Source organism: Aliisedimentitalea sp. MJ-SS2 (genome assembly GCF_032586155.1).
Lineage (GTDB): Bacteria > Pseudomonadota > Alphaproteobacteria > Rhodobacterales > Rhodobacteraceae > JAWHTC01.
In genome coordinates this window covers 260,233-273,380 of the sequence record NZ_JAWHTC010000001.1, presented here as the reverse complement: position 1 = coordinate 273,380, position 13,148 = coordinate 260,233, and the positions used below count along the sequence as shown (strand labels likewise).

At 59.9% G+C, this 13,148-nt stretch carries 14 protein-coding genes; 4 read left to right on the top strand and 10 right to left on the bottom strand.

The annotated features are described in order from the left end of the window. Positions 1 to 49: 49 nt before the first annotated feature. Positions 50 to 1,810 (bottom strand): 30S ribosomal protein S1, encoded by a 1,761-nt coding sequence (gene rpsA / locus RXV86_RS01290; protein ID WP_316296987.1) that lies wholly within the window; start codon positions 1,808 to 1,810, stop codon positions 50 to 52. 156 nt (positions 1,811 to 1,966) lie between these two features. Here rpsA and RXV86_RS01285 point away from each other — a divergent pair, with 156 nt between their 5' ends. Next, on the top strand, positions 1,967 to 2,476 hold the full coding sequence (locus tag RXV86_RS01285) for an isoprenylcysteine carboxylmethyltransferase family protein (protein ID WP_316296986.1): 510 nt from the start codon (positions 1,967 to 1,969) through the stop codon (positions 2,474 to 2,476). 30 nt (positions 2,477 to 2,506) lie between these two features. On the opposite strand, the gene RXV86_RS01280 is transcribed toward RXV86_RS01285, so the two are convergent. The 3 genes from RXV86_RS01280 to RXV86_RS01270 form a co-directional block, all read right to left on the bottom strand. Continuing rightward, complete coding sequence (locus tag RXV86_RS01280; RefSeq protein ID WP_316296985.1) at positions 2,507 to 2,695, bottom strand: hypothetical protein; 189 nt, start codon at positions 2,693 to 2,695, stop codon at positions 2,507 to 2,509. Between the two features lie 214 nt (positions 2,696 to 2,909). Then, entirely contained in the window at positions 2,910 to 3,071 is a 162-nt protein-coding gene (locus RXV86_RS01275; protein WP_316296984.1) for a L,D-transpeptidase family protein, read from the bottom strand. 17 nt (positions 3,072 to 3,088) lie between these two features. Beyond that, a complete protein-coding gene (locus tag RXV86_RS01270) occupies positions 3,089 to 3,463 on the bottom strand; it encodes a L,D-transpeptidase family protein (protein WP_316296983.1) in 375 nt (124 codons plus the stop codon). A gap of 143 nt (positions 3,464 to 3,606) precedes the next feature. Between RXV86_RS01270 and RXV86_RS01265 the strand changes: the two genes are divergently transcribed. Next, positions 3,607 to 5,169, top strand: a complete 1,563-nt coding sequence (locus RXV86_RS01265) for an AMP-binding protein (protein WP_316296982.1) — start codon at positions 3,607 to 3,609, stop codon at positions 5,167 to 5,169. A 282-nt stretch (positions 5,170 to 5,451) separates the two neighbouring features. Here RXV86_RS01265 and RXV86_RS01260 read toward each other — a convergent pair whose 3' ends face one another. From RXV86_RS01260 to RXV86_RS01235, 6 genes are all read right to left on the bottom strand, one after another. Continuing rightward, a complete protein-coding gene (locus RXV86_RS01260) occupies positions 5,452 to 6,450 on the bottom strand; it encodes an aldo/keto reductase (protein ID WP_316296981.1) in 999 nt (332 codons plus the stop codon). Next, complete coding sequence (gene cmk / locus RXV86_RS01255) at positions 6,447 to 7,061, bottom strand: (d)CMP kinase (RefSeq protein ID WP_316296980.1); 615 nt, start codon at positions 7,059 to 7,061, stop codon at positions 6,447 to 6,449. Before cmk ends, RXV86_RS01260 begins: the two co-directional genes overlap by 4 nt. Positions 7,062 to 7,134: 73 nt before the next feature. Further along, positions 7,135 to 7,635 (bottom strand): hypothetical protein, encoded by a 501-nt coding sequence (locus RXV86_RS01250; protein ID WP_316296979.1) that lies wholly within the window; start codon positions 7,633 to 7,635, stop codon positions 7,135 to 7,137. A 44-nt stretch (positions 7,636 to 7,679) separates the two neighbouring features. Next, positions 7,680 to 8,309 (bottom strand): hypothetical protein, encoded by a 630-nt coding sequence (locus tag RXV86_RS01245; protein ID WP_316296978.1) that lies wholly within the window; start codon positions 8,307 to 8,309, stop codon positions 7,680 to 7,682. Positions 8,310 to 8,520: 211 nt separating this feature from the next. Further along, positions 8,521 to 9,876: a 3-phosphoshikimate 1-carboxyvinyltransferase gene (gene aroA, locus RXV86_RS01240; RefSeq protein ID WP_316296977.1), complete on the bottom strand. Its 1,356-nt coding sequence runs from the start codon at positions 9,874 to 9,876 to the stop codon at positions 8,521 to 8,523. Between the two features lie 140 nt (positions 9,877 to 10,016). Then, the gene (locus tag RXV86_RS01235) at positions 10,017 to 10,886 is read right to left on the bottom strand and encodes a hypothetical protein (protein WP_316296976.1); all 870 of its coding nucleotides are present in this window, start codon (positions 10,884 to 10,886) and stop codon (positions 10,017 to 10,019) included. 123 nt (positions 10,887 to 11,009) lie between these two features. Between RXV86_RS01235 and miaB the strand changes: the two genes are divergently transcribed. Both miaB and RXV86_RS01225 read left to right on the top strand, forming a co-directional pair. After that, positions 11,010 to 12,329 (top strand): tRNA (N6-isopentenyl adenosine(37)-C2)-methylthiotransferase MiaB, encoded by a 1,320-nt coding sequence (gene miaB / locus RXV86_RS01230; RefSeq protein ID WP_316296975.1) that lies wholly within the window; start codon positions 11,010 to 11,012, stop codon positions 12,327 to 12,329. Between the two features lie 285 nt (positions 12,330 to 12,614). Continuing rightward, a complete protein-coding gene (locus RXV86_RS01225) occupies positions 12,615 to 13,133 on the top strand; it encodes an OmpA family protein (protein ID WP_316298406.1) in 519 nt (172 codons plus the stop codon). The last annotated feature ends 15 nt before the right edge of the window (positions 13,134 to 13,148 follow it).

Below are 13,148 nucleotides of genomic sequence, written 5' to 3'. Positions count from 1 at the left end.
CGGCCCCGCCGGTCAGACGGGGCCGCTTCAATTTCCATTCTCAACCGGATCAGTCGTCGGTTTTCAGAGCCGCGCCCAGGATGTCGCCCAGCGATGCACCGCTGTCGGACGAACCGTACTGTTCCACGGCTTCTTTCTCTTCCGCGATCTCGCGTGCCTTGATCGACAGACCCAGGCGGCGCGATTTGCTGTCCACGTTGGTCACACGCACATCGACGTGGTTGCCGACCGAGAAACGCTCGGGGCGCTGTTCGGCACGGTCACGCGACAGGTCGGAACGACGGATGAAGGATTTCATGCCTTCGTATTCGACCTCGATGCCGCCATCTTCAATCGAGGTGACGTTGACGGTGATGATCGAGCCGCGTTTCACGCCGCCGATCGCTTCGGCGAACTTGTCGCCGCCCAGCGCCTTGATCGAGAGCGAGATACGCTCTTTCTCGACGTCGACTTCCGAGACAACGGCCTGAACCACGTCGTTCTTGTGGTAGCTCTGGATTGCGTCTTCGCCACGCTCGTCCCAGGAAAGGTCCGAAAGGTGAACCATGCCGTCGATGTCGCCGTCGAGGCCAATGAACAGGCCGAATTCGGTGATGTTCTTGACTTCGCCTTCGACCTGCGTGCCCTCGGGGTGGGTTTCTGCAAACACTTCCCACGGGTTGCGCATGGTCTGCTTGAGGCCCAGCGAAACGCGGCGCTTGGCGCTGTCGATTTCCAGAACCATGACGTCGACTTCTTGGCTCGTCGAAACGATCTTGCCGGGGTGGACGTTCTTCTTGGTCCAGGACATTTCGCTAACGTGAACGAGACCTTCGACACCGGCTTCCAACTCAACAAATGCACCGTAATCGGTGATGTTGGTAACACGGCCTTTGTGGACCGAGGCCAGCGGGTACTTGGCGCCAACCAGATCCCACGGATCGTCCTGCAGCTGTTTCATGCCCAGGCTGATACGGTGGGTTTCCTTGTTGATCTTGATGACCTGAACCTTGACGGTTTCGCCGATCGACAGGATCTCCGAAGGATGGTTCACACGACGCCATGCCATGTCGGTGACGTGCAGCAGGCCGTCAACACCGCCGAGGTCAACAAATGCACCATATTCGGTGATGTTCTTGACCACGCCGTCGACTGCCTGACCTTCGGTGAGGTTGCCGATGACTTCGGCGCGCTGTTCGGCACGCGATTCTTCCAGGATGGCGCGACGCGACACAACGATGTTGCCGCGGCGGCGGTCCATTTTCAGGATCTGGAACGGCTGCTTCAGACCCATCAGCGGGCCGGCGTCACGCACAGGGCGGACGTCAACTTGCGAACCGGGCAGGAAGGCCACGGCGCCGCCGAGGTCGACCGTGAAGCCACCCTTGACGCGGCCAAAGATGGCACCTTCGACGCGGGCATCGCCAGCGTACGCTTTTTCCAGACGATCCCAGGCTTCCTCGCGGCGGGCCATTTCACGTGAAATGACGGCTTCGCCACGGGCGTTTTCTGCGGCGCGCAGGTAAACCTCGACCTCGTCGCCAACAGCGATTTCGGGGGCTTCACCAGGATTTGCGAATTCTTTGAGTTCGACGCGGCCTTCCATCTTGTAGCCGACGTCGATAATGGCTTGGCCCGCTTCAATTGCGATCACCTTGCCTTTGACAACAGACCCTTCGGTGGGCGTGTCCATTTCGAAGCTTTCATTAAGGAGTGCTTCAAACTCTTCCATCGTGTTTGCCATGTGGCGTTCAGTTCCTTTTCGTGCCGGGTTTGACCGGCTGGGATTTTCGGGCCGTACGGTTGTGTCCGTCGGTCTTTCAGATTGCATTGGTCAGACGGGACATAAAACAAAGAGGGCCGGTGGATATCCGACCCTGCTCTTTCTCGTTGTTCTATGGCGTTTCCCGCCTTGTCGACCGGGGCTCTATAGGCGCGGATGGCCATATATGCAAGGACAAAGTAGCAGTTGCGCAAGGGCCCGACAATGCCCGAAACTGACCGCGAACCAGCAGGACCAGCTATGCCACCCGAAGCCGCCCATAACCACAAGTGGAAGATCAGCGACGTCGTGATGTTTCCGGCGCTCGCGCTCGCGATCGGGCTCGAACTGATTTGGCCGACCCGGATTGTCGCCGCACCAGTCTGGCTGATGATTGCCGTTGGCGTTCTGATCGTGGCGGCAGGTTTTGCGCTGATAGAGTGGTCAAAACGCGCGCTGGACGCCGCGCAACAGCCCACCCATCCCGGCGTGCCCACCACACAGCTTGTCACGTCCGGCCCGTTTGCGTGGTCCCGAAACCCGAATTACCTCGGCGCGATCCTCGTGGCCCTTGGCCTGAGCATCGCCTGCAACAGCTGGTGGTTTCTTGCCGTGACCGCGATTGCGGCGACAATTCTTGATTCCTGGATGATCCGACCGGAAGAAAGGTACCTGCACGCGCTTTTTGGCGACGAGTTCGATGCCTATGCCGCCCAAGTGCGGCGCTGGATCTAAAGCCGCATCTGGCGTCAGCAAGCGATCTGACTACGCGTGGTTGGGCGGGATCACCTGCCCAATCGATCCATTCTCAATCCATCTTCGCAGATATCCAGCCATGCAAATGGCGGCTTCTTCTAGATCTGACATAACCGCCGATACCTCGAACAATCCGGCGAAATCAGCACCCTTGTCCAACTCGAACAGCAATGCCCCCTCCTCGGGTTCAAGCGCCATGTGGCGACGGCAGCGGTCGGCAGAATGGCCGAACCACCCGACATAGCCAGGGCAAAGGCGACGTTTGCAACTGCGAATCCAGATTTACCGATAATTTTCATATACTTGTCCACGTTTTACATGTCGTGTTCGTGACACGACCCACGCAAACCTTCCTGTACCGGGCAAGTGACCTATCTGTGTATCGCGGCGACGTGACAACGCGTGAACCGGGTTAACCGTCATGACCCCGGATCGTAATCGGTGTGCCATCGGGCACCAGAGACCAGATTTCCCGCATCTCTTCATTGGTGACCGCGATGCAGCCATTGGTCCAATCCCACAAGAGATGCAACCGCCCCAGCGCGCCCCAGCCATTGGGCAGCCCGTGGATCATGATCTGCCCACCGGGGCTTACACCCCTGGCCGCAGCCTGTGCCGTGTCTGCAGCATTGGGATAAGAAATATGCAACTGAGATGGGCAATCGAGTTTTCGTTGCGCCAGTCGATCACATAGTCCCCTTCGGGGGTTCGTTCGTCCCCTTCCTGTTGTTTGTGACCGTCAGGGGCCGCTCCAAGGGAGATGTCATAGCGGCGGATCACCTTGCCCTGCCGCAGCAGCATCAGTTCGCGTGCAGGCTTGTCAACGATGACCGCATCGGCCCGCTGTTTTGCCGCGACCAGCGCCGGCGGCGCGCCCGATCCGGCCTGCGCCATACCCTTGCTGTATATCAGCACGCCACCCGCCAGCGCTGCCAAAACCGCAAGTATCCAAATCCCACGCCGCATCCAGCTATCTACCCCTGGCGAATTCATCCTCAATCTAGAGCGGACAACACTGCACAACAATTGCCAAAGCTCAAATGACGGGGCGTTCTTCTTGGCACAAACGGCATGCTGCCCCTAGCCTTGAAACAGGGAGGAACCGCGCCATGACCATCATTACCAGCCCCTACGAGGACGTTGAACTACGTGAAATGTCCGTCACGTCGCGTGTGTTCGAAGGACTTGGCGGCGATCCGGACCGTGTAGTCCTGACCGAGGGCACAACGGGACGGCAGATTACAACTGACGATTTTATAAGCACGGTCAAATCGTTGGCAGGTGGGCTGAATGCACGCGGTACCGGCAAGGGAACGATGGTTGCGCTAATGGCGCCGAACCTGCCAGAATACGCGGTGGTGTTTCATGGCGTAGCCTGGGCCGGAGGCACGGTTACCTTGGTAAACCCGACCTACACGGCACAGGAGCTGCGCCATCAGTTGAACGACAGCGGAGCAACCCTGCTTGTCACGATTCCCCAGTTTCTGGACATGGCGCGAGAGGCCGCAGAGGGCACATCAGTGCAAGAAGTCGTCGTGATCGGCGAGGCGCCCGACACGATGTCATTGGCTGACCTGATGGGTGATCCTCAAGAGGATCAGACACCGGTCGACTTGCATGACCACGTGGTCGCCCTGCCCTATTCCAGCGGCACTACCGGCCTGCCCAAAGGCGTGATGCTGACCCATTGGAACCTGGTGGCCAATATCGACCAGACTCTTTCGACCTTCGAAGTTGTGCCGGGTGAGGCAACAGTGGCCTTCCTGCCGTTCTTTCACATCTACGGTCTGCAATGCCTGATGAGCATGGTTCTGGCGGCCGGCGGCGCTTTGATCACCATGCCGCGCTTTGACCTTGAACTGTTCCTGCGCCTGTCCTCGGAATATGGCACGCGGCGGATGTATGTCGTGCCGCCAGTGATGATCGCGCTGGCCAAGCACCCGATGGTCGAGGCCTATGACCTGTCATGCGTCGAACAGGTCAATTCCGGCGCAGCCCCCTTGGGTGGCGATGTGACCACCGCAGTTTCGTCGCGGCTAGGCTGTGTCGCGGGCCAGGGCTATGGCATGACCGAACTGAGCCCGGTGTCGCATTCCTCGCACAAGGACAATATCAAGCAGGGCTCGTCGGGGGTGACCGTGTGCAACACCGAATGCCGGGTGGTCGATCCCGGCAGCGGGCAGGACGTGGAACCGGGTGACGAGGGCGAGCTGTGGGTGCGCGGTCCGCAGGTGATGAAGGGATACTGGAACAACCCGGAGGCTACAGCGGAAACACTGGACAGCGACGGATGGCTGCATACCGGCGACATCGTGCGTTTTGACGAGGATGGGCACATGTTCGTCACCGACCGGCTGAAAGAACTGATCAAGTACAAGGGCTTTCAGGTCGCTCCGGCTGAAGTTGAGGCGGCGCTGATTACCCATCCGAACGTGGCAGATGTGGGCGTGATCGGGGTGCCTGACGACGAAGCAGGCGAGATACCTATGGGGTTCATCGTACCGGTGTCTGGTGGCGAGGTACCGACTCTTGAGGATCTGCAGGCCCATCTCGAAGGGCAACTGTCGCATTACAAGCAACTGCGGCGCCTGGAAATCGTCGATGAAGTCCCCAAGGCTGCGTCGGGCAAGATCCTGCGCCGGGTGTTGCGCGAGCAGGCCGCAAGTCGGTAGGTGCGACAAGGCGGCGGTGCCTTCTGCTTTTGGCCTTATCAGGACATTGGGAAACTGATTGCAAAGACGCGCAATTGCCAGACCGTGGGGAGGCGATACTAAACTGCTCAGGGCGAGTTTTTGTCAGATAAACCTGCGCGAACTTACGGCTCAGCGCGCCCCCTCGAAATCGCCGACCCTGCCCGCGGTATTGCGATTGCCCGGCGGGCCAAGGCTCTTGATTTCGCGCAGGCATTGTTTGGCCAATGACAACTTCGGGCCAACAGATGTCCGTCACCAATCTCAGCAATAGCGCTCCGGCCCAACCCATTGACCCGCGGAATAGCGATCACCATGGGCCCAACCGATGGGCAGAATCGCCTCGATTCGCGCCAAGTCTTCGGCGCTCAGATCAATCTCGGCCCCGCGCACGCATTCGCGGAAGTGCTCGACCGAACGTGTGCCCGGAATCGGTATCACCTGATCGCCTTGCGCAAGAAGCCAGGCATTGGCCAGCGCCGCCGCCGGTTCACCCATCTCTTTCGCCAATGCGCGCAGCTTGTCGGTGGCCGCGATATTGGCATCGAAATTGGGCTGCTGAAAGCGTGGGTTATCCTTAAGAAAAGGCAGCTCGTCCAAGGCGTTCACGGTCAGCGGGTGATCTGTCAGCAAGGACCGCCCGACCGGCGAAAACGCCACCAGCGAAGTTCCCAGTTCAGAACAGGTCTGCACCAAGCCCATTTCCGGACTGCGGGTCTGCAACGAGTATTCCGACTGCACCGCCGCCACGGGATGTACGGCGGCCGCGCGGCGCAGGTTGGACGGCGCGATCTCGGAAAATCCGAAGCTACCGATCTTTCCGGTCCCCATGATCTCGACCAACCCCTCAACCACTTCTTCGATCGGCATCTCGGGGTCGCGGCGATGGACATAGAACAGATCTACACGGTCGACACCCATCCGTTTCAGGCTGATATCCAGCTCCGCCTCCAGATGCGCCCGGTCATTTCGGAAAATCCGATTGTTGTCCGCGTCGCGGGTGATCGAGGCCTTGGTCGCAATGGAAAAGAAGGTCTTGGCCTCAGGGTTTTTTGACAGGTAACTGCCAATCGCATCTTCCGAGCCGCCCATGCCATAGATGTTGGACGTATCGATATGGTTCACGCCCCAATCCCGCATCGCATCCAGAATAGCATGGCTGTTTTCCTCGGTCGTCGGTCCGTAGAAATCGGAAAAGCTCATCGCGCCGTATCCCACGGCAGCGATTTCGGGTCCATTTTGTCCCAGTTTGCGCGTTTTCATCCCTGAACCTTTCGTTTTTCATTCACTGCCGCGATGGCAGTGGCCACGGCCTCGTCAATGCTCATCTCTGATGTGTCGATCATCACGGCATCATCGGCGGGTTTAAGCGGCGCGTGGCTGCGTTCGCTATCGCGTGCATCGCGCTCCTTTACATCGGCCAAAACACTCTCGCGGGTCACTTCTATGTCCTTGGCGTCCAGTTCCAGAAAACGCCGCTCGGCGCGAACCTCAGCGCTGGCGGTGACATAGAGCTTTACCGCCGCCTCCGGGCAGATCACTGTGCCGATATCGCGCCCGTCCAGAACCGCACCCCCGACCCGTGCAGCAAAACTGCGCTGAAAATCCACCAGCGCTGCGCGCACCTCCGGGATCACCGCCGCGCGGCTGGCTTCCTGCGCTACCGCTGGTGTCCGCAAATCGCCCTCAAGGTCTGACGCATCCAGCGCCTTTGCCGCTTCGATCGCGTCCGCTCCGGCGAGCACCTTGGCCGCGACGGCACGGTAAAGCAGCCCCGTATCGAGATGGGCAAACCCGAAATGTGCCGCCACGGCTTTTGACACCGTGCCTTTGCCTGACGCCGCAGGTCCGTCGATGGCTACGCAGAAACTCATGGCTGAATTGCCCCAAAATTCGGTTTCTCTCGGGATTAACAACTGGGCGGGCGAATGAAAACCCTACCACGGTTCAACGCTTGATCCGCACCCACAGCTTTCGCCCCAACGCCCAAAGGATCGCCCCGTACACAGTGGTTGCGGCAAGCGATTTTGCCAGCGTCCAACGCGACGCTGCACGGGCCGCTTCTGCGTCGAACCCCTCCAACAGCCCGGCAACTGCCCGGTTCTCACCCAGATCGAAAACACAGCCCAGCACCGCAAGTGCAATGAATAGCCAGTTGATCGGTGCGGGATAGAGCAACCACACTGTCCATGCCCCCCATGCCATCAGAAGAAGCGGAAACACCATATCAAGCCGATGCTGAGTTTCGGCATAGAAGACCCGCCCCTCATCGCTGAGTGCATTGAGAAACGCCTCGGCCTCCTGCGGGGAATATCCGAATGGGCGCAGATCGAACGGCATCAGCCCGTCGGCCTCGATTGTGATTTCCGGAAGCGACCACAGCACCATCACGAGGTAAAGCGCGGCGGTCGCAATCGTCAGAAATACATAAAGAATCCGGGTCACCATGGGGCGACCATAGCAGAGCATTTTCCCCGCGACAAAAACTGCGTTCAGCTCTTGCGGTCGTAGGCTATCATATCGCTATAGACCGGGGCAGAAGCATTCTGCGCCTTGCCGATCATGTCCTCGACCGAGGTTTCAAATGAATAGACTTCGGCGTGCTCCGAGCCGTCCTTGGCATCCTCGATATGTTTCAGGTCAATCTCCTGCGCCTGCATGTCGGCGATCAAAGCGCGCAGCCCATCGGCCACATTGCCCGCCACCCCGGCCAGACACAGCGCCCCGTCGTAGGCCCCTTCGTCTGCCTGCGAAGGGTCGAAAACGTCGATACAGGCCAACATCACGTCGGCACTTTCCGGCGCGGCCGCCGGATCAAAGGTGAACGGACCCACGGCACAGATTTTGTCCTGGTCCAACGCATCCGCGATCATCGGCCCCATATCAACCTCGTATGGGAAGTGATCGGTGTCGAACGCATCGGTATAGCCTGCATACATCACCCGAACGAGACCCAACCCCTTGGTCGCCACAGCATCGACCAGGCGCAACAGCCCCGCGCGCAGATCATCGGCGGCCAACACGAACAGCATACTCTGCCCGCCATACATCAGGCCGGGGTCAAGTTTCATCTGACCCATCGGGTCCCAAAGCTGCAGATTGGCATAGATCGTGCGGGTCATGGTGTCCTCCTGAATGCGCGCCCGGGGGTTTTAACGCAGGTAGATCCGGATTTCTGTTGGACCATGCGCCGCAGGGGGGGATGGAGCGTTTCGCGCTTGCCGCAGGGCGGGGTTCAGCCCGCCATTGCCGCGCCTTTCACAATTGGGGGGGGTGAACCTGGGCCTACGTATAGCGCTCCGGGCCGGATGAAACCCAACGCATGACCATACTTTACCCCTCGCGGCGAATATCCGCACCCAAGCCCGCCATCAGCGGCTCGAAAATCGGGAAGGACGTGGCGACCGGCCCGCCATCATCCAGCACCACTGGAGCTTGCGACGCCATACCAAGGCAGAGGAAGGACATGGCAATGCGGTGGTCCAGGAAGGTCTCGACCGGTGCATTCGCCCCGCCTGCCACATTTCCCGCACCGCACCCTTTGACGATCCACCAATCCTCACCATCCTCGACCGCCACGCCATTGGCGCGCAATCCTCGGGCCATGGCCTCGATCCGGTCGCTTTCCTTGACCCGCAGCTCTTTCACCCCGCGCATCACCGTGTCACCGGTCGCGTTGGCTGCCACAACCGACAGGATCGGGTATTCGTCGATCATGCTGGCAGCCCGATCGGGCGGCACTTCGATGCCCTTCATGTTGGGCGAGAACCGTGCCCGCAGATCGGCCACCGGCTCACCGCCTTCAACGCGTTCGTTTTCATAGGTCAGGTCGGCCCCCATCTCGCGCAGCGTGTCGAACAACCCGGCACGGGTCGGGTTCAAACCGATCCCCGGAACCAGCACGTCCGAGCCCGGTACGATCAGCGCGGCACAGACCGGAAAGGCGGCCGAGCTGGGATCGCGCGGCACGGCAATGACCTGCGGCTGCAACTCCGGCCGGCCCTTAAGGGTGATCGCCCGGCCCTCTTCGGTCTCTTCAACGCGGATCTCGGCACCGAAGCCTTCCAGCATCCGTTCTGTATGATCGCGGGTGGCTTCCTTCTCGATCACCACGGTTTCGCCCGGAGCATTGAGCCCGGCCAACAAAACGGCAGACTTCACCTGCGCCGAGGGCATCGGCACGGTATAGCGTACCGGCACTGGTTCACGCGCGCCGACGATTGTCATTGGCAAACGACCATCCGTTCGCCCGACGGCTTGCGTGCCGAACAGGGCCAGGGGATCGGTCACCCGTGCCATGGGGCGACTGTTGAGGCTGGCATCCCCGGTAAACGTCGCCGTGATCGGCGAGGTTGCCATCGCCCCCATGATCAGCCGCACGCCGGTCCCGGCATTACCGCAATCCACAACCGTTTCAGGCTCGGCAAAGCCGCCGACACCAACGCCGTGCACATGCCATGTGCCGTCGTCGTCGCGCGTCACCTCGGCGCCGAAGTCGCGCATCGCCTGCGCGGTCGCGAGCACATCTTCGCCTTCCAGCAACCCGGTCACCACGGTTTCACCGATACACATTGCTCCGAGGATCAGCGATCGGTGCGAAATCGACTTATCGCCCGGCACTTCGGCCTGCCCATTGAGCGGGCCGCAGGGATGCGAAGTCATCGGGATCGGGGTACCATGTCCGGACATTTGCGCGTCTTTCTTATTAGGGTTGTCGCGTGATAGCCCAGCCGACATGCGGCGTCCATTGTCGAAAACGGGATCTTTGGGGGCCAGCCCCCAAACCCCCGGGATATTTCAGGCAAGAGGAAGAAGCGGTCGCTTGCGCTTCAGAACCACTGCCCCGGTTCCATCAAACCCAAATCCAGCAATTGCCGCGAATGCCATTCGAACGGGGTCGAGTTGTGCCAGCGGAACGTGTCGATATCGAAGGTTGAACCGGGATTGCGTTTGAGCGCCTTAGCGGTGCGGAATGAGGCGATCGAGGCGGTCAGATTGTTGTGCCATGGGCAGGCATAGGTGTTGTATTCCTCATCCGAAAACGTGTGATCCTCGTTCAACCGCAACCCCGGCTTGGCCTTGAAAAAGGCGATCCGGTCGATTTTGCGGCGCGGCGCGGGCACGTGTTCCTCGTAGCGCCAGCGCAGGCCGCCGAAGAAATCGAGCTGGCGTTCCTTGGGATGATTGTGGTTGGCTATGTCGGGTCGCGCCAGCGCGTAGTAACCCGACTTGTCGAGATAGGCGATGTCGAGCGACACGGCGTTGGGGAACTGCTCCAGGTCGCCAGCATAGAGATCGACCACATACGCCAGCATCGAATCACGCCGTTCCTCGGTGTGGAAGGTCAACATCTCGTTCACGGCACGAGTCTCGCAGAACGGGTAGAACAGGTATTCAGCGTTGTAACAGTAATATAGCCATGTGCCGGGCGCGGCATCATTCACAGCGTTTACTGCCCTTTGCAGTGCATTGGCCTCGCCGGTGTCAAAGGTTACCCGGTGCACGGTTTTGACCAGATCCCCGGGCAATCCGAAATGGCCGGGCATGAAGGCCACGACCGTGTTGAAGCCCAACTGCTGGTGATGGCGCAAGGTGGTATCAAGTTCGACTTCGTCCTCGGCAAAGACCAACGCCACCGGCCCGTTGGCCAGTGCTGCTTTGCCCCTGGTCAGAAACTCATCGAGCCCCGTATACTGCATGGCCAAGTTCTGCATGACCGCCCCATTACCTCGATTGCCCGGAGAATCGGTTAATTCGCGCTGCATTGCAAGCCTGTCACGGCTTGTGTAGAGAACGCGCTCAGACCACGTGAGGACATGAGCATGGCTGACCCGAAGAAGCTCTATATAAAGACCTATGGCTGTCAGATGAACGTCTATGACAGCGAACGCATGGCCGAGGCCATGGGCGGATCGGGTTATGAAGAGGTCGGCTCGCCGGACGAGGCGGACATGATCCTTTTGAACACCTGCCACATCCGCGAAAAGGCGGCCGAGAAGGTCTATTCCGAACTAGGTCGTTTCAAAGGGCTCAAGGCCGAGAACCCCGATCTGAAAATCGGCGTGGCCGGTTGCGTGGCCCAAGCCGAGGGCGAGGAAATCATGCGCCGTCAGCCGCTGGTCGACCTGGTGGTCGGCCCGCAGGCCTATCACCGCCTGCCCGAAATGGAGGCCAAGACGCGTGAGGGCGAAAAGGTTCTGGATACGGACATGCCCGAAGAGGACAAGTTCGAGCATCTGAAATCCCGCCCCAAGGCCAAGCGTGGCCCGACCGCGTTTTTGACCGTGCAGGAAGGCTGTGACAAGTTCTGCGCCTTCTGCGTGGTGCCCTATACCCGCGGCGCCGAGGTCAGCCGCCCTGTGGATCGCATTCTGACCGAGGCCCGCGACCTTGTGGAGCGTGGCGTGCGCGAGATCACGTTGTTGGGCCAGAACGTGAATGCCTATCACGGCGCCGGATCAGATGGCGACTATACTCTCGCCCGCCTGATTTGGGCCCTGAATGACATCGAAGGGCTGGAGCGTATCCGCTTTACCACCAGCCATCCCAATGACATGAGCGACGATCTGATCTCGGCGCACGGGGAATGCGAAAAACTGATGCCTTACCTGCACCTCCCGGTCCAATCAGGTAGCGACAAGATTCTCAAACGGATGAACCGCAGCCATGACCGCGACAGCTACCTGCGACTGGTCGAGCGGATCCGTACTGCCCGCCCGGATATCCTTTTCTCTGGCGATTTCATTGTCGGGTTCCCGGAAGAAAGCGACCAGGATTTCGAGGACACGATGGACCTGATCCGACAGGTCAACTACGGGCAGGCATTCTCGTTCAAATACTCCTCGCGCCCCGGCACTCCGGCGGCGGAGCGCGCGCTGGTGCCCGCCGATGTGGCCGATGCCCGGTTGCAGGAATTGCAGGCGCTGATCACCCAGCAACAGCGTGCCCGTCAGGATGCGATGGTGGGGCAGGAGGTGGGCGTGCTGTTTGAAAAGCCCGGTCGGCGCGACGGTCAGATGGTCGGCAAATCCGATCACCTGCACGCGGTCTATGTCGACGACTGCCCGTCGCAGATCGGCGACTTGCGCCGGGTGAGAATCATCGAAAGCGGCCCGAACTCTCTTGCAGGCGTTCTTATCTGAGGCAATCATCTGTTCGCGGGCGGTTTCCACTTTGAGTGCGCGCTTGTTCCAAGCCGGGCCGCTATAGGTTGCAGCTGTTCGCCGTCGAAACACAATATCCGGTGATATACGCCTTCACATGGTAGGCAAAGTTGCTAGACTGCTGCCACAGTCGAGTCCGGGCCACACCGGGTTACAGGTGCAAGGTCTGGTGAGGGAAATGTTATCGAGGGACAACAAGCTGTGGCGATTGAGATTTCGAAATCAGCAAGCGCGCGCGCGCATGGTATAGCCGCCGCTCTCAGCGTGGTGCTGACAGTGGGGGCTGCGTCGGCCCAACAGGCCGGCAGTCAGCGCACCGTCAAGGGTGAAGAGTATATTCCAACAATCTGGGTCGACCCGGACGGCTGTGAACACTGGGTCATGGACGATGGCATCGAAGGCTACATGACACCGCATACCAACAGGCAGGGCATTCCTGTCTGCCGCAGGAGTAAAATCTGCGGTGTTTTACGGACAGATCAGTATTTCGCCAGCAACAGTGCGCGCATTTCACCGGCCGGCAAGGACCGTCTGCGCGAATTCTTTGCCACGACTTCAGCCAAGGCCTTCGTCATTGAAGGCCACACCGACAGCCGAGCCTCGGATCGTTACAACATCAACCTGTCACAGCGCCGTGCAAATGCGGTGGCCAACGTTGCACAGGAGCTCAATGCCGAGGTGGCCGATGTCCGTGGTTTTGGCGAACGCAGGCCGATCGCTTCGAACCGGTCGGCCACCGGTATGGCCAAGAATCGCCGCGTCGAAATCATCTGCCTAAAGTGAGTCCCGGAGATTGGC